Origin of the sequence: Providencia sp. Je.9.19 (assembly GCF_051129765.1) — a bacterium.
Classification (GTDB): Bacteria; Pseudomonadota; Gammaproteobacteria; order Enterobacterales; family Enterobacteriaceae; genus Providencia.
The window spans coordinates 1,796,784-1,813,550 of the sequence record NZ_JBCPSS010000001.1 but is presented as its reverse complement, the minus strand read 5'-3'; the positions used below and the strand labels follow the sequence as shown (position 1 = coordinate 1,813,550).

Sequence of the window (16,767 nt, the reverse complement as noted above, 5' to 3'; positions counted from 1 at the left end):
AGATTTATTATAGTTTGACGCTCAGAGAGTTAACGGTAGTTCAAATTATTTAAGGTGGAATTGTGGTTTAAGAAGACTGAGTGAATTTCAAGATAAAAAAAGGAAGCCAAATGGCTTCCTTTTTTGTATTTTATTGTTTACTTTTTTAAACCAAGAAGTAATTAATGAGATGGTTTTAGATACTCATCTAAATTTTTTCCTTCATTTTTTCCATCATGGTTACTATCCGAATTGTCATCAATTGAGCAGCCAAATTCTTCGACATCGTTACACATGAAGGTTGCCATTGATTTAGCAATTTCATGTTCACCGATAATAATATGGTCCGCTCCACGCTCTTTTATGAAGCTAACTTCATCATCGTAGTGAGCACGGACAATCACGATAACATTAGGGTTTAGTTCTTTGGCTGTTGCCACAATTTCACCAGCTTCATAACCATTAGGAATGGTCACAAGTAAGGTCTTCGCACATTCAATACGCGCTAAGCTAATGGTTTCCTTGTTTGCTCCATTACCTAAAATTGCGCTAAATCCATTTTCGGCAAGACCTTCAAATCTAGCTCGAGTGTCCTCAACGACAACCAGTGGGATATTTTTTCTACGTAGTTTGTCTGCTAGCATCCCACCAACACGTCCATAACCAACAATAATGGCGTGACCACAGATATCGACAGGAACTTGAGTTTCATCTTCTAAGGTTTCTTCAAGAAGCTGCTCTTCGATAGTTTCTGTTCTTTCAAGATACTTATCTAATAAGGTAAATAAGATAGGGTTAAGCATGATAGAGACAATTGCACCTGCTAATACAAGGTTTTGAGCGTCTTTATCCATCACACCGAGTGCTAATCCCATACCTGCTAAGATAAAGGCAAACTCACCGATTTGTGCAAGACTGACTGATATGGTTAGTGCTGTTCGCCGTGAATGACCAAACATGCGTACAAGCACCAATGCTGCGGCTGACTTACCGATAATGATAATCGCAAGTACACCTAAAATACCCAGCGGTTGCTGTAATAGTACCATTGGGTCAAATAGCATACCGACAGAAACGAAAAACAGTACGGCAAATGCATCGCGTAGCGGTAAGGTATCTTGAGCAGCACGATGGCTAAGCTCAGATTCATTCAATACCATTCCGGCAAAGAAAGCACCAAGGGCAAATGAGGCATCAAATATTGCCACCGCCGCATAAGCTATACCTAATGCAAGAACAAGGACGGCTAAGGTAAAGAGCTCGCGGGAACCCGTTGAAGCAGTACGCGATAAAATCCATGGGATCACTTTACGGCCAATAACAACCATAAGAACAATAAAGGCAACAACTTTACCAACTGTCCAAGCAAGTCCGAGGATAAGCTCGCTAAAGCTTGCGTCATCGGTATTCATGATGGCAGCAGCAGCAGGTAATAGTACAAGAGTTAGCACCATGGCTAAATCTTCAACTATTAACCAACCAATGGCAATTTGTCCGCGCTGACTTTCTATTAGTTGTCGTTCTTCTAAGGCTCGAAGTAGTACAACGGTACTGGCGGTAGACAAACAGAGACCAAAAACAATACCAGTAAATATTCCCCAGCCAAATAACATGGAAAGGCCGAGGCCTAATATCGTTGCGACCGCTATTTGTGCCACTGCGCCGGGGATGGCAATCGCTTTAACTGCGAGCAAATCTTTAAGTGAAAAGTGAAGGCCAACCCCAAACATTAATAGGATAACACCTATTTCAGCGAGCTCTGGTGCCAGGGTGGTGTCGGCGACGAATCCAGGTGTAAAAGGACCGGCTAGTACACCAGCCGCTAAATAACCAACTAAAGGGGAAATTTTTAATCGTTGAGCTATCATTCCTAACAAATATGCAAGGGCGAGACCACCAACAATGGTTGTAATTAAGGGCGTTGAATGCTCCATTTAGTCTCCTCTGGGTCGTGAATAAAAAAGGTGGGTACATGCCTTTGACTTTTAAAATGACGGTGACGCATTGACTATCATTTTGAAATACAAATTTCATGTTTAGGTATTTTATCTTTTTTTGAGATAAATTGCCTTAAAAAAATGCAATGTTTTTAAAAAAAAAGCGGACTAGAGGTGATAAATAGTTTAAAGGTTTGAGTTTTTGAGATTTAGGGCTAATATTTGAGTCAAATATAGCGGTAGTAACCCATACTTATATTTTAATAAGTATGGGTAAAATAAGAAAATAAAACTATTTATTGCCAATATTTGGTAGTAATACTGTAAAAATACCAAGTAATGGTAGAAAGGCGCAATATTGATAAACTTGTTCAATACTGGTTTGGTCTGCAACATATCCGAGTACTGCTGCGCCAACACCACCCATGCCAAAGGCTAGTCCAAAAAAGAGGCCTGAAACCATTCCTGTTTTACCGGGGATCAGGTCTTGGGCATAAACTAGGATCGCTGAAAAAGCAGATGCTAATATCAAGCCAATGATCACAGTGAGTACGCCTGTCCAATAGAGCGATACGTGAGGTAAAATTAAGGTAAATGGCGCAACACCAAGTATAGAAAACCAAATAACATACTTACGACCAATTTTGTCACCGATAGGGCCACCAATCATAGTGCCTGCAGCAACAGCAAATAAAAATACAAAGAGGTGAATTTGGGCATTTTGAACCGAAACACCGAATTTATCGATTAAATAGAATGTGTAATAGCTGCTAATACTCGCTAAATAAAAGTATTTAGAAAAGATTAATACCAGCAGGACAGCCAAAGAGCCGATTACTGCCTTGCGCGGTAAAACTTTAATATTAGCGTCATAAGTGCTCTTTTTATTTGCTGTGCGGTGTTGTTGCTTATACCAGCTACTAACCTGTAATAGAATGACAATCGCCAGTAGTGCGGCAAGCGAAAACCAACCAATATTGCCTTTGCCGTAAGGTTCAATAATCAGCGCTGCAAGTAATGGGCCTAATGAAGCTCCTAAATTACCCCCAACTTGAAAAAACGACTGGGCAAGACCGTGACGTCCACCAGATGCCATACGTGCGACGCGAGACGATTCAGGGTGAAATACGGATGATCCAGTTCCCACTAGCGCCGCCGCTAATAAAATCATGGGGAAAGTTTCAGCTATCGCTAGTAGTATTAATCCTGAAAGGGTGAAGGTCATGCCAATAGGTAAGGAATAGGGCTGTGGGTGCTTATCCGTGTAATAACCAATTATTGGCTGTAGTAATGATGCCGTAATTTGATAAGTTAGGGTTATCATTCCTATTTGAACAAAACTCAGCGAGAAATCAGCTTGCAACAATGGATAAATCGCTAGGATTAGCGATTGGATCATGTCATTTAACAGGTGAGAAAAACTGATTGCGGTGAGAATACTAAAAACAGTTTTCCCTGTTTTGCTCGACGGTTTCGGTGGACTGATGTTGTTTGGTGTTGTGGTCTGCTCACTCATAATTATCAACTTATTATTGTGTTATATAATTGTTATCAATATATCCGATATTCTTGGCATACTTCAAGTTAGTGGTTATATTCAATCTTGATCATCTACAGCTTGTCTATAATTCGCCGTATTTCACCTATATTTAAATGGAGAAATAAGAAGTTTCAAAAAGCATAACAATGAATTATTTGAAGTAGATCTCATTTTTATGAAACGAATTTATTATTATGCAAGAGGTATCAAATCTTGCTCAAATTTTTATGCTATAAAACAGAACTCGATTACTCACTATAATCTACACACACTGTAGAAAATTCCTATATCAGCAGGGAGAAATGTATGAAGTTTACATTTAAGGCATCAGTATGTGCGTTAACTGTGTCTTTGGCGCTATTACCAGCGGCATTGGCAAACGCATGGGAAAAAGATAAAGCCTATAATATTACTATTTTACATACGAATGACCATCACGGGCACTTTTGGCACAATGATAATGGAGAGTATGGTTTAGCGGCACAAAAAACGGTTGTTGATGAAATCCGTGATGAAGTTGCTAAACAAGGCGGCAGTGTATTACTGCTATCTGGTGGTGATATTAATACAGGTGTCCCTGAGTCTGATCTGCAAGATGCAGAACCTGACTTTAAAGGGATGAATTTAGTGGGTTATGATGCAATGGCACTGGGCAACCATGAATTTGATAATCCACTTGAAATATTACGCCAACAAGAAAAATGGGCTACTTTCCCATTCCTTTCCGCTAATATTTATCAAACTAGTACTGGTAAACGTTTATTTAAGCCTTATCAAATTTTTGATAAGCAAGGTGTGAAAATTGCGGTGATGGGGCTGACAACGGATGATACTGTTCGAATTGGTAATCCGGCTAATTTCCCTGATGTTGAATTTCGTGTTCCAGCAGAAGAAGCCAAAAAAGTTGTTGATGAGCTTCGTGAAACTGAAAAACCAGATATTATCATTGCGGCAACCCATATGGGACATTATGACAATGGTAATCACGGTTCAAATGCACCCGGCGATGTGGAAATGGCGCGTAGTTTACCTGCGGGCTATTTAGATATGATTGTGGGTGGACACTCACAAGATCCTGTTTGTATGTCAAAAGAAAATAAAGATTACAAACAAGCTGATTATGTACCGGGAACACCTTGTGCACCTGATAACCAAAATGGAACTTGGATTGTTCAAGCCCATGAATGGGGTAAATATGTAGGCCGTGCTGATTTTGAATTTAAAAATGGCAAATTCACACTAAAACATTATCAATTGATCCCTGTAAATTTAAAGAAAAAAGTTACTAAAGAAGATGGGACGACTGAGCGCGTCTATTACACTCAAGAAATTGCACATAATCCTGAAATGACTAAATTGTTGACGCCTTATCAAGAAAAAGGTGACACACAACTTGGCGTGAAAGTAGGTTCAGTTGACGGTAAATTAGAAGGTGATCGTAGTAAAGTTCGTTTTGTCCAAACTAACATGGGTCATTTGTTGTTAGCGGCACAAAAAGAGCGTGCGGGTGCTGACTTTGCCATTATGAGCGGTGGTGGTGTTCGTGATTCAATTGAAGCCGGTGAGATAACATATAAAGATGTGCTGAAAGTTCAGCCATTTGCCAATGAATTGGTGTATGTTGATTTTAAAGGTGATGAAGTCATTCCTTATCTGCAAGCGGTTGCCAATATGAAACCTGACGCGGGCGCTTATGGACAATTTTATAATGTTAATCTGACATTAAATGCAGATGGCACTATTAGCGATGTTAAGATTGATGGTAAACCTGTAGATACATCAAAAACTTATCGCATGGCGACATTGAACTTTAATGCTATCGGTGGCGATGGTTACCCTAAAATTGATAATCATCCAAACTATGTCAATACCGGTTTTGTTGATGCAGAAGTGCTCAAAGGCTACATTGAGAAACATTCTCCATTGAAAGCTTCTGATTATGAGCCGAAAGGTGAGATTGTTTATAAAAATAAATAATCAGCAGTAATAGATTGATATTCAAAGCCCCAGAGATGGGGCTTTTTGCTAGGTTAGTCTTTTTTTATCTCCGCAAAAGTCGCGTTTAATACCTCAGCAAGGGCATTTGGCGCTAATTCAATGTCAAGCCCGCGTTTTCCACCTGAAATAAACATCGTGTCATATTGTTTGGCCTGGCTATCAATAACGGTAGGCAGACGTTTTTTCTGACCAAGAGGGCTGATCCCACCGAGTAAATAGCCTGTTGTTTTTTGTGCTATTTGCGGGTCGGCCATTTCGACTTTTTTTACTTTGAAGACTTTAGCTACCAGTTTTAAGTCCAATTGGCCAGAAACCGGTGTGACTGCGACTGCCAGCGTTTTTTGATCGCCATTTAATGCCACTAACAAGGTTTTAAATACCTGTTTAGCATCTAACCCTAATTTATTGACGGCTTCATCACCAAAGTTATGCTCATTTGGGTCATGGTCGTAAGGGTGTAAGATAAATTGAATTTTATGTTTTTCGAGTAATTTTACTGCGGGTGTCATATTTATACCTGCTATTTTCTAATCAACTACTTACGTAAATAATCAACAAGGCTGCCTTCACCAAATAGGTGCAAAGCACCAACAGCCACCACATAGTTTCCATCTGGTAGTGCTTTTAATTTTTCACTCCAAGCTTGGTTGCGCTTAACCATTAAGGCTTGGTAAACATCTTCACTGAAGGTATTGGGCAATGTCGCACAATGATTAGGTTGATAATCAAGCCACCAGCTAATCATGGTTTGCAAAGAGCGTGCATTCGCTCGCCAATGGACAAGGGAGTCTTGTAATAGCGCTAAACCTTGATTCGGTAGCTTGAGCAGTAGCTCAATTTGCGAATCAGTTCCTTCAAGTTCAATCATTTCTTTTTGTTGCGATTGAGCACTGCGTAAGAGTTGATAGTCAATGCCATAGTAACCCCTTAAACCCAGTTCTTGAGCTTGAGTCGCCTGCAAAATCAGTGCAATTTGCCAAGCGGGTAGTCTATCGAATTGGCTTGGTTCTTGGCGAATTTCCTGACAATACTGTAAAAACAACGCATACTCTTCTTTGGTAAGTCGTTCTTCTACCTTCACCTGTGCTATGGTTTGTGAGGGGAAGGGGGAATAATTATCGGTAATATCTGCTTCCACAATCAACGCATCCGCTTGGTTGAGTTTTTCTAAAAGTACCGCAGATAAAGGAAACATGTTTTCTGTTCCCATATGAATGCTACCGACAATATGCAGCTTTAGTTTTTTTGATAAACGAATATCAGCAGCAGGATAGGGATATACTGGTGCGACTTCAGTATGTAGCCAATTTTTCAAATTTTCGAGTAGCTTTCCCATGTGTAACCCACCGACTTTAAGTTTCAGTTGCTTAGGTTAAACAATCTTGGGTGGATTTGCGAATAACTCAAGGGATTATTTCCTTTCTTTACGTGTTGTTCTGTTTACTATAATCATAAGTGGCTATTTTGACGCCAGAACTCTGCTGGTGTTAAACCGCCCAATTTCTTTTGAGGCCAGTGCGCGTTATGGTGAAGGATAACGCTTGATAAAAACTCGGCTACAGTTAGGTTTTGTGCCGCAGGTATTAGCGTAGAAAATGGTATTTCAAGTCGTATTGATGCCTCATTTTCAACATCAAAATAACTTAAATTGAGATTCTGCTGGCTACACCATTGTTGCAATGGGTGCTCTTCAAATACAGATTCTAAAAATAACGTTTTATTTTCAGTCTCAAGACTTTGTATAGCAGCCGGTAAGTTGGGTTGTATTTCATTTAACCAATTGACGACGAGTTGTGCAGATATTCCTTGAAAGATTGCGATGCACAAATAGCTGCTGACCTGTTCTTCTAACCAGAGTAAATGAAGTTGCCCATCATCTTGAGGTAGTAAATTCAATCGACGATAGCGTAATTTCAATGTTCCGCAATGCAGGCCACTGTTCAAGGCTTTTTTCCCTTTTAAAACTCGGGTGCCAAGAATATTCATATGAACCATATTCCCCTTTTTCAGCATCCTATCTAAACTTGCCCGTGAAATAGCTTGTCCCATGCCATCATTAACATAAGTGATGAGCTCATCCAGAGGTAAAACAAAGTGTGTTCTTAGCCAAAGGGCTAGATTAATTTGTTCTTGTCTCATTACCTTGTGTACATTTCGTGGGGTGGATTTCTGATCCTCAACATCTTGCCTTATGCGCCAACGTCGTACGGTAGAAACCGAAATACCTAATTCTTTAGCAAGCTCGCGGTCACTTTTGTCTGACTGTTGCAGGTAGCGGCGAACTCGAGGTGTCGTTGTCGCGTTAGCATGTAATTTTATTTCCATCTCAAACTCCTCTTCTAAATGAGGTGGTATTCAATCTTATGAGACTAATTTATTTGGTACTAAATACTGTGACGTATCGCAACTTTATTTAAATTGCCTTAGGCAATAATCAAAACGCTGGCAAATAGACAGATAATTAACCAAAACAACGTAACTAAAATGCTCAATAACTTTCGTCTGTTATATCCAATATCGCCTTTTATGGGAGATTTACCATGAGTAAGGTACTTGATTACTTAGAAGCTAAGCTGATGCCGTTAGCTGCAAAAGCTGCATCACAACGGCATTTATGCGCAATTCGCGGGGCTTATGTCTCTTTTATGCCATTTATCATCGTCGGCTCGGTGATGCTAATTATTTCGTCCTTTCCGAATCAGGCCTATCAACAATTTATGAGTGGTATTTTTGGCGAGAGCTGGACCAGTATTGTTGAAATCCCTTTTAATGCCGTATTTTCGACTATGTCGTTATTTATCAGCTTTATGGTCGCGTACCGTTTAGCGGAGCATTATGAGGAAGACCAAGTTTCTTGTGGAATTTTGGGTTTGATCTGTTTTTTAATTTTGACCCCTTTTTTAAAAGCAGAATCATTAGGGAATGTCACTGTAATCTCGACTGAATGGATTGGTAGTAAAGGTCTGTTTGTAGCGATGATTGGTTCATTAATATGGACTGAACTTTTTTGCTATATCAAACGCAAAAAATGGGTGATCAAAATGCCAGAAGGCGTTCCACCTGCTGTTCAAGAATCTTTTGCGGCACTGATCCCTGCGTTATTAGTGGTGATTTTAGTGTTAGCGATCCGCACTTTAGTTGCCCAAACCAGTTATGAAACAGTTCATCAGTTTATTTATCAAACGCTTGCAACACCGATGCGCCACTTTGGGACTTCATATTTTGGCGCGCTGTTAACTGGGTTGAGTATTACTTTGTTATGGTCTGTAGGAATAAATTCAGGATCGATGGTCAATGGTATTATTCGTCCACTTTGGATGGAAAATCAGACAGACAATATTGCCGCTATTCAAGCTGGTGTAACACCTCCTCATGTTATTACAGAACAATTTTTTGACATGGTTTGGATGGGCGGGGCAGGAGCGACCTTATCTTTAGTGATTGCAATGCTGATTTTTGCGCGTAGTAAAAGTATTCGTGAAGTTGGACGAATAGGGGCTGGCGCTTCAATTTTCAACATTAATGAGCCGATCCTCTTCGGGCTACCTATCATTATGAACCCGATTATGTTGATCCCATTCAATCTCGTCCCACTTGTGCTTATCACGACGCAATATATCGCAATGAGCCTAGGAGCCGTGGCTTCGACGACCGGGGTGTTTATTCCATGGACATTGCCACCGGTAATTAGTGGTTTCATCGTCACGGGGCATATAAGCGGCAGTATTATGCAAATTATTAATTTATTGATTGGCGCGATGATCTATTTACCCTTCTTGCGCATCATTGATAAACAGTATTTAGCCACTGAACAGAAAGTATAATTTGTTGTTTTATTAGAAATTCAAGGAGCTGTTATGTGGGGAATTATAGCAACATGGCGTATGGCCTTAGAAGGTGTCACTCGAGCGACAGGCATGTTGAACCATGGTGAAAGCGCATCCCACGCTGTCGTAGAGGCAGTCTCTGATGTTGAGGATTTTCCTCTATATAAATCGGTCGGTTATGGCGGATTACCCAGTGAAAACTGTGAAGTTGAGTTAGATGCAGCTTTTATGGATGGCGATTCTCTCGCATTTGGTGCAGTCGGTAATTTGAGCGATATTGCGAATCCCGTACGTGTCGCACATGCATTAAGCCGAGAACGATTTAATTCGCTATTAGTTGGACGTGGAGCCAGAGAGTGGGCTATCGAGCAAGGTTTTGCGCAGAAAAAAATGCTAACGCAAAGATCAATTGCACATTATAAAAAGCGTTGTAGAGAGACCATCGATAAAGGATTGAGCCCATATGATGGCCACGATACTGTCGGTATGGTCGGGTTAGATTTACAAGGCAGTATGAGCGTAGCAACTTCTACCAGTGGGCTATTTATGAAACGTAGAGGCCGAGTCGGGGATTCACCAATAATTGGTTCCGGTTTTTATTGTGATAGCGAAATTGGCGGTGCTACCGCAACGGGTGTTGGTGAAGATCTAATGAAAGGCTGTACGAGCTATGAGATTGTTCGACGTATGGCTGCCGGTTTAACTCCACAACAGGCCGCGGATTCAGTGGTACTTGAGCTAGAAGATAAATTAATGAAGCGATTTGGCCGTTGTGGTGATTTATCTGTGGTGTGTATGAATGCACTGGGTGAATTTGGCGTGGCTACGAATATCAAAACTTTCTCCTTTGTTGTGGCGACCGCCAATATGTCACCAACCGTTTATTTAGCGGATCGCCATGATGAGCACACGACCTATAGGCTAGCCGATAGCAATTGGTTACAAGATTATGAAACGCGGATCAGAGAGCCTATCGATGGAGCGTTACATTATGATTAATTATCAAATTATTATTGAGAGCAAAGCGTTTACTCAGGCACTTTCTACGACACAAGTTATTACTTATCCGCAAAGTGACTTGTTAAAACAATTAGGTCTCCGTAGTCCATTAGTGGAACAGCTTAATAATTACAGCGCGAATGGACAAGTTGCCGATTGCCAATTTGGCTGTGAGCCCGTGGGGCGTTTGACGCTAATTCCTGAAAATCATTGGTTATCATGGCCTGAAGGGCAATTACTTACAGATATTCGTTCTTTGGTTAAAGCGCCACTAGCCAATGTATGCGTAGATTGTCGGTTATTTGACCTTAGCCAAGCGAAACATCGTGGTGCCTGCCAGCAGCTATTGATTTTACTATTTAATCAAAGTTATAGCCTTGATGATCAACAATTTAAAACCACTCAAACTGTGACTCAGAAAATTAAAAATTTGATTTTTTATAGTCATGTTGAGCAAGTAGATGAGTTAAATAAATTAGCACAACACGCCTTTTGTGTGAGTAAAGGTATGATTGATGCACGGCAATTAGCGGATATCCCGAGTGATATTTGTACGCCTGCTTTTGTGGCAGACACTGTGACTTCTGTGATTGCTAACTATCCTTCACTTTCTGCCTCAATCTTAGATGAAAAAGAAGTCAAAGCCCAAGGATTTGGTTTGCTTCATGCTGTTGGTAAGGGCGCTAAGAATCCGCCTCGTATTGTTATTATTCGCTATCAAGGTAGCGATGATGCTAATAATCGTTGCCGTGCATATGTCGGGAAAGGTGTGACCTATGATACTGGTGGTTATTGGTTAAAAAGTGGTGATGGCATGTATACCATGAAATATGACATGTGCGGCGCTGCTAACGTTTTTGGTTTACTCGTTGCCGCAGCAGAAATGAAATTGCCAGTTAATCTTGTTGGGATCTTGATGCTGGCAGAGAACATGATAGGTCCAGAGGCTATGCGCCCGAGTGAAATTGCGACGAGTTACTCAGGTTTAACCGTAGAAATTAATAATACAGATGCAGAAGGTCGACTGGTATTGGCTGATGGGATTGCTTACGCCAGCACATTACAGCCAAAATATATTATTGACGTGGCGACGTTAACCGGAGCTGTTGTGAAAGCATTGGGTTATGACTTAACCGGACTCATGTCCTCAGATATGGCATTGAGTGCTGATTTGCATCAGGCAGGTCTGGATAGTCGTGATGAGATTTGGGCATTGCCCTTGGATAAACGTCTTGCAGGACAGGTGAAAAGTCATATTGCGGATGCGTGTAATACACCGAGTAACAATGCGGCAATCAGTGCATCAGCTGCTTACTTTTTAAGTCTATTTTGCCCCACCGATTTACCTTGGGCGCATTTAGATGTTAGTGGAACAGCATTATGGCGTGAGAATGGTTATAGCACAGCATCTGGTCGACCGATTCCGCTTTTAATTCAACATATTATGAATGACTTGGAGAAATAATATGAAAAAGATTTTATTGATTTGTGATTTAGGAATGTCCACAAGTCTGATGGTTAAAAAAATGCAAGAAGCGGCTAAAACACGTGGTATTGACGCTGAAATTACGGCAAAGTCGGTGCGTGATTATAAAGCCTGTGTAAATGATTTTGATGTTGCGCTTTTAGGTCCACAAATTCGTTACAAACTAGCAGAATGTCAAAAAATTGCCGATGCGGCAGGTAAAAAAGTTGAGTGCATCGATATGATGGCCTATGGAACCCTGAAAGGGGATAAAGTATTAGACCAAGCATTAGCGCTGATTGATTAAGGAGTCAGTATGGATCTCGAAAATGAAGTCATGGAGCTGATTACTAATGCAGGTTATGCACGAAGCTTAGTTTTTCAAGCCATTGCGGTTGCACGTGAAGATAATGATTTTGCTGAAGCGGAAAGTTTAATGCAACAGGCTCAAGATGCATTATCCATTGCGCATCACACTCAAACACGATTAATTGAAATGGATGAAGGAACTGGCAAAGTTCCCGTTCATATCATCATGGTTCATGCTCAAGACCACCTAATGAATGCGATTATGTTGACTGAATTAGGGCGTGAAATCATCATGTTGCATAAAAAAGTGGCAGAGAAAAACTAAAGAGTAAAAATTTGATTCTAAATTGAAAATAGCCCGATATCGAACTAGGGCTATTTTCATTTAATATTGGCGTACTTTAATGCAAAACAACAATATTTAGATTGCGTTCGCTTGATAACCCGCTTGCTCAACCGCTTTAATCAAGCTGTCAGTTGAAGCTTTGCCATAAATTTTAGCGCGTTCAGTATCAACAATAGCGCCAGCAACGCCTTCAACAGCCTCAAGTGCTTGTTGCGTTTTACCCGCACATTTCATACAACTCAAACCTGACAATTGCAACTCAACATCCGGCGTTGTAGCAACAGCCGCCTGATATCCATCTTGTTCAATAGTTGCAATTAATGCATCAGCACTAGCACTACCCTCAACAACAGCATACTCAAGAGTGACTTTAGCACTTTCAACATCATCACGAGCTTGTAGTACTTTAGTCACGGAGCCCACACAGTGGCTGCAAGTGAGTCCTTGTAGGGAAAGTATTATCTTATTCATTTTATTCTCCATTTTACCCGTCATTCTTCGAGCTACAGGGGTGTTGGCTGCGTTCAACTCCCCGAATCACATACTTGTGTATGTTCATCGGGATAGTTTCACTTGCCGCCTACCTGTAACTCGAATAATTTAGGGTAAATTTCAAGTATACATTGCGGTATACATTGGATTTCCTGTCATTCTTCGAGCTACAGGGGTGTTTGCTGTGTAAAACTTTCAGTCATAGCCATAAAACTTTGGCTTTACCGACAACCTATCTGCATTCGAATGGTTTAGGGTGTATAATTAGGCATCAACTTAATCTATCATTTAACTATGTAGTAGAGGTTAAACCTTCCTTCAAGGTTAAGGTCAAGGAAAATTATGAATATTAGTGAAATTGCGAAAAAAACAGGTTTGACCGCAAAAGCGATTCGCTTTTATGAAGATAAAGGCTTAATTACTCCTCCTTTACGCGGTGATAATAGTTATCGCTATTATCAAGATAGACACTTTGATGAGCTGGTGTTATTAAAACAAGCTAAAGATGTTGGGTTTACCCTCGATGAATGCGGTGAATTACTGGGATTATTTCGAAATCCAACCAGACATAGCTCGGATGTGAAAACGACGACTATTGCCAAAGTGCAAGAAATAGAGCAGACAATGGTGAAATTGTCTGCCATACGAGATACGTTGCAAAAATTAGTGGATGAATGTCCCGGTGATGATGGTGCAGACTGCCCGATTATTGACCATCTTGCTCGTGGTTGCTGTCATCAGAGTAAGGCTTAACTTTTAACGTGATACCGTCGACAGCAATAACAACCACTTCGGTATCCGCTAAAAGTGGGATATCTGAATAGATACGCCAGCTTCCGTCGGCCAAACGTACACGGCTGAAACCTTCTTCGGTATCCGTAAGTAAACGTGCCTTAATACCTATTAGCTGGTGGCTAATTTGGTTTACATCGTCAGCTTTAGTGTTTTGCCGCCCACTAAGCCATTTTCGCCATAGCACAGCAGAAACAATGGTAAAAATAGCGAACAAAATACCTTGCCATTCCCAACCGAGAAATGGCAATACGAGGGCGATAAAACCGACCAGCACGGCAGCAATACCTGTCCACAATAGGTAGCCGCCAGTCCCAATGAGTTCACCAATCAGCAATAAACCACCGAGACATAGCCAAAACCATGCGGGCTGAGTGCTGATGAGTTCTATCATTTGTTTACCTGCTTCTTATCAGCTCTAGCTTTAGTACTGTCGCCAATAAGTTCAGTGATACCACCGATTGCTCCCATTAAACTACTTGCCTCTAGTGGCATCATGATCACTTTACTATTTTCAGCAGAACCAATACTAATTAGAGCATCGGTATATTTTTGTGCTACGAAATAGTTAATCGCTTGCATGTCACCAACTGCAATAGCTTCTGATACCATTTGAGTGGCTTTAGCCTCCGCTTCTGCCGCTCTTTCACGAGCTTCTGCTTGTAAAAACGCAGATTGGCGTTCACCTTCCGCTTTTAGAATTTGAGACTGCTTCTCACCTTCTGCTTTTAGGATGGCGGCTTGTCGAATACCTTCAGCTTCAAGAATATCGGCACGTTTAGTCCGCTCAGCTTTCATTTGAGCATTCATCGCGCTAATCAATTCTTTCGGGGGTTTTACATCACGAATTTCAATACGAGTAATCTTCACGCCCCAAGGGTTGGTCGCTTCGTCAACAACATGCAGTAAGCGGTTATTGATGGAATCACGCTGGGAAAGCATTTCATCTAATTCCATTGAACCCAATACGGTACGAATATTGGTCATGGTTAAATTAAGTACAGATAACTCAAGATTACTGACTTCATAAGCAGCGCGAACCGGGTCAACCACTTGAATAAAGCACACAGCATCAATAGTGACGTTGGCGTTATCTCGTGAAATGACTTCTTGGGATGGAATATCAAGGACTTGTTCCATCACATTGATGCGACGGCCTATTTTATCCATAAATGGAACGATAAAATGCAAACCCGGTTGTAACGTTCGAGTGTAACGACCAAAACGTTCAACAGTCCATTGGAATCCTTGCGGCACTGTTTTTACACAGGTAAAAACAATAACAATGGCGAAAAAGATAATAATCGGTATAGCACCAAACGCGAACAAGTCCATATTAAGCCCTTAATTAGTAAAGTAATGAATAAACTTGTCTGCGGTATTTACTGGCCAATGAATCGCCGGTACCCATTGCTGACATGATATCCATCATTGTTTTCTTAACTGCACCGTCTCCGGCATTTAAATCTTTTTTCAAGAATGCCAGTAGCAGTTCTAGTGCTTCTTCATTACGGTTTACTTCATGTAGTTTTAGGGCAAGCTGCACAGCAAGGGTGGTGTCTGCTGGGTTTTGATTAAATTCTTGCTGCAATTGCTGAATTTCAGGCGTATCAGCAGCTTGCTTTAATAAATCGATTTGTGCAATTAACCCTTGATAGCGGCTATCTTTGTCTTGCATCGGTACAGTGGCAAGGGTGATTTGTGCATCATCAGTCAAATTCAAATTAATTTGTGTTTCTGCTAATAACAGCGTGATATCACTATTTTTAGGATTGATTTGATTAGCTTCTTTTAGCAGCGGCAGGGCTTCTTGAGCTTTACCTTCTGCGAGTAATTCAGCGGCTTGTGCAGCTTTTAGCTCTTCAGGGCTTGGCAGTACGCGAGAAAGCATTTCCAGCACAACCTCTTCTGGTTGCGGGCCTTCAAAGCCATCAACAGGACGACCATTTTGCAATATATAGACGGTTGGGATCGCTTTTAGGCCAAATTGGCTGGCGACCATTTGCTCTTCATCACAGTTAACTTTAGCTAAAATAAATAAGCCTGCATACTCATTGGCGATCTTATCAAGTGTTAGTCCAAGATCTTGGCAATGTGGGCTGCGCGGAGACCAAAAATAAAACATGACAGGCAAAGTCATCGATTGTTCAATGACTTGATGTAAATTGGTTTCGTTAATATCAATAATTTGAGCGTTAGCTAACATAAGGTATCTCTTTGTAAATTGTTATTAATACTAAAATTGTTGTCTATAAAATGGGGGCGTTTTTTGATTTTTCAAGCTTTTTTACCCTGATTAGACAGTATTTTATCCATTAACTTATCAGGCAGTATTCGTTTAAGTATACGCACAAATACCGTCAGTAGTGTGACAGAGTAGCGTATACGAGGATGTGGGCTTTCGAGCGCATGAATTAATTTTTCAACAACATGTTCTGGTGTTAAGGTGAAACGAGCCGCAATCCCCGGATTTTTAACGGGTTTATCTTTTTGGGTTTGTGCCACATTTTGTGTAAATGCGGTATGAATAGGACCGGGTTCAATCAAACTGATGTGAATACCACTGCCTTTTAATTCTAATCGCAAGGCGTCTGACCAGGCCTCTAATGCATATTTACTGGCCGCATAAGCACCACGCCCCGGTGTTGAAATAATTCCCATCACTGAGCTGGTCTGTACAATACGGCCTTCATTGTGCACAAGCATGGCGGGGAGCAAGCGGAAGGTTAATTGATGAACACCGAAAAAATTAGCGGAAAATTGCGCTTCAAGCTGCTGACGGCTGACAGTACTTAAGGCACCATAAACGCCAAATCCGGCATTATTAAATAATCCGAAAAGACGTCCATGGCATAATGAAAGCACAGCGTCAGCCGCGGCATCTATGCTATCGTTATCATCAAGATCAAGAGCAACAGTGTCATAACCGAGATCTTTTAAGCGCAATATATCCGCTTCTTTGCGGCAGGCAGCAATGACATGGTAGCCGCGTTGGCGGAGAGTTTGTGCAGCACAAAAGCCTATGCCGCTTGAGGCGCCAGTAATTAGTACGGATTTTTTCATAACTTTACCTATGCTCGTCA

16 protein-coding genes and 1 pseudogene are annotated in these 16,767 nt (G+C 41.0%); 7 read left to right on the top strand and 10 right to left on the bottom strand.

Going from position 1 to position 16,767, the window contains the following annotated elements; translation table 11 throughout:
- Window positions 1–161 precede the first annotated feature (161 nt).
- The gene (gene ybaL, locus AAZR93_RS08490; protein WP_434719536.1) at window positions 162–1,913 is read right to left on the bottom strand and encodes a YbaL family putative K(+) efflux transporter; all 1,752 of its coding nucleotides are present in this window, start codon (window positions 1,911–1,913) and stop codon (window positions 162–164) included.
- Between the two features lie 295 nt (window positions 1,914–2,208).
- Window positions 2,209–3,432 (bottom strand): MFS transporter, encoded by a 1,224-nt coding sequence (locus AAZR93_RS08485; RefSeq protein WP_434719535.1) that lies wholly within the window; start codon window positions 3,430–3,432, stop codon window positions 2,209–2,211.
- Window positions 3,433–3,762: 330 nt separating this feature from the next.
- Here AAZR93_RS08485 and ushA point away from each other — a divergent pair, with 330 nt between their 5' ends.
- A complete protein-coding gene (ushA, locus tag AAZR93_RS08480) occupies window positions 3,763–5,433 on the top strand; it encodes a bifunctional UDP-sugar hydrolase/5'-nucleotidase UshA (protein ID WP_294104823.1) in 1,671 nt (556 codons plus the stop codon).
- A gap of 53 nt (window positions 5,434–5,486) precedes the next feature.
- On the opposite strand, the gene ybaK is transcribed toward ushA, so the two are convergent.
- The 3 genes from ybaK to AAZR93_RS08465 all read right to left on the bottom strand — a co-directional run bounded on the left by ybaK (window position 5,487) and on the right by AAZR93_RS08465 (window position 7,779).
- Window positions 5,487–5,963, bottom strand: coding sequence for a Cys-tRNA(Pro)/Cys-tRNA(Cys) deacylase YbaK (gene ybaK / locus AAZR93_RS08475; protein ID WP_294104821.1), 477 nt, complete (start codon window positions 5,961–5,963; stop codon window positions 5,487–5,489).
- 26 nt (window positions 5,964–5,989) lie between these two features.
- Window positions 5,990–6,790, bottom strand: a complete 801-nt coding sequence (locus tag AAZR93_RS08470) for a TraB/GumN family protein (protein WP_434719534.1) — start codon at window positions 6,788–6,790, stop codon at window positions 5,990–5,992.
- A 113-nt stretch (window positions 6,791–6,903) separates the two neighbouring features.
- The gene (locus AAZR93_RS08465) at window positions 6,904–7,779 is read right to left on the bottom strand and encodes a hypothetical protein (protein WP_434719533.1); all 876 of its coding nucleotides are present in this window, start codon (window positions 7,777–7,779) and stop codon (window positions 6,904–6,906) included.
- Between the two features lie 215 nt (window positions 7,780–7,994).
- Here AAZR93_RS08465 and celB point away from each other — a divergent pair, with 215 nt between their 5' ends.
- The 5 genes from celB to AAZR93_RS08440 are packed head-to-tail and all read left to right on the top strand — an operon-like array spanning window position 7,995 to window position 12,379.
- Window positions 7,995–9,278: a PTS cellobiose transporter subunit IIC gene (celB, locus tag AAZR93_RS08460; RefSeq protein ID WP_294104815.1), complete on the top strand. Its 1,284-nt coding sequence runs from the start codon at window positions 7,995–7,997 to the stop codon at window positions 9,276–9,278.
- Between the two features lie 33 nt (window positions 9,279–9,311).
- Window positions 9,312–10,280: a N(4)-(beta-N-acetylglucosaminyl)-L-asparaginase gene (locus tag AAZR93_RS08455; RefSeq protein WP_434719532.1), complete on the top strand. Its 969-nt coding sequence runs from the start codon at window positions 9,312–9,314 to the stop codon at window positions 10,278–10,280.
- Window positions 10,273–11,745 (top strand): leucyl aminopeptidase family protein, encoded by a 1,473-nt coding sequence (locus AAZR93_RS08450; protein ID WP_434719652.1) that lies wholly within the window; start codon window positions 10,273–10,275, stop codon window positions 11,743–11,745. The genes AAZR93_RS08455 and AAZR93_RS08450 overlap by 8 nt, the downstream gene beginning before the upstream one ends.
- Window position 11,746: 1 nt before the next feature.
- Window positions 11,747–12,052: a PTS sugar transporter subunit IIB gene (locus tag AAZR93_RS08445; protein ID WP_294104808.1), complete on the top strand. Its 306-nt coding sequence runs from the start codon at window positions 11,747–11,749 to the stop codon at window positions 12,050–12,052.
- 9 nt (window positions 12,053–12,061) lie between these two features.
- The gene (locus tag AAZR93_RS08440; protein ID WP_434719531.1) at window positions 12,062–12,379 is read left to right on the top strand and encodes a PTS lactose/cellobiose transporter subunit IIA; all 318 of its coding nucleotides are present in this window, start codon (window positions 12,062–12,064) and stop codon (window positions 12,377–12,379) included.
- Window positions 12,380–12,487: 108 nt separating this feature from the next.
- On the opposite strand, the pseudogene AAZR93_RS08435 reads toward AAZR93_RS08440, so the two are convergent.
- Window positions 12,488–12,871, bottom strand: a pseudogene (locus AAZR93_RS08435) (cation transporter); the annotation flags it as partial.
- Window positions 12,872–13,234: 363 nt separating this feature from the next.
- Here AAZR93_RS08435 and cueR point away from each other — a divergent pair.
- Window positions 13,235–13,645: a Cu(I)-responsive transcriptional regulator gene (gene cueR, locus AAZR93_RS08430; protein WP_294104803.1), complete on the top strand. Its 411-nt coding sequence runs from the start codon at window positions 13,235–13,237 to the stop codon at window positions 13,643–13,645.
- Here the strand turns inward: cueR and AAZR93_RS08425 are convergent.
- The 4 genes from AAZR93_RS08425 to AAZR93_RS08410 all read right to left on the bottom strand — a co-directional run bounded on the left by AAZR93_RS08425 (window position 13,599) and on the right by AAZR93_RS08410 (window position 16,747).
- Entirely contained in the window at window positions 13,599–14,078 is a 480-nt protein-coding gene (locus AAZR93_RS08425; protein ID WP_434719530.1) for an NfeD family protein, read from the bottom strand. The genes cueR and AAZR93_RS08425 overlap by 47 nt on opposite strands.
- On the bottom strand, window positions 14,075–15,019 hold the full coding sequence (locus AAZR93_RS08420) for an SPFH domain-containing protein (protein WP_336429610.1): 945 nt from the start codon (window positions 15,017–15,019) through the stop codon (window positions 14,075–14,077). The genes AAZR93_RS08425 and AAZR93_RS08420 overlap by 4 nt, the downstream gene beginning before the upstream one ends.
- Window positions 15,020–15,032: 13 nt before the next feature.
- Window positions 15,033–15,890 carry a co-chaperone YbbN gene (locus AAZR93_RS08415; protein WP_294104798.1) on the bottom strand — a complete coding sequence of 286 codons (858 nt, stop codon included), beginning with the start codon at window positions 15,888–15,890 and terminating at the stop codon, window positions 15,033–15,035.
- A 71-nt stretch (window positions 15,891–15,961) separates the two neighbouring features.
- Entirely contained in the window at window positions 15,962–16,747 is a 786-nt protein-coding gene (locus tag AAZR93_RS08410) for an SDR family oxidoreductase (RefSeq protein WP_434719529.1), read from the bottom strand.
- Between the last annotated feature and the right edge of the window lie 20 nt (window positions 16,748–16,767).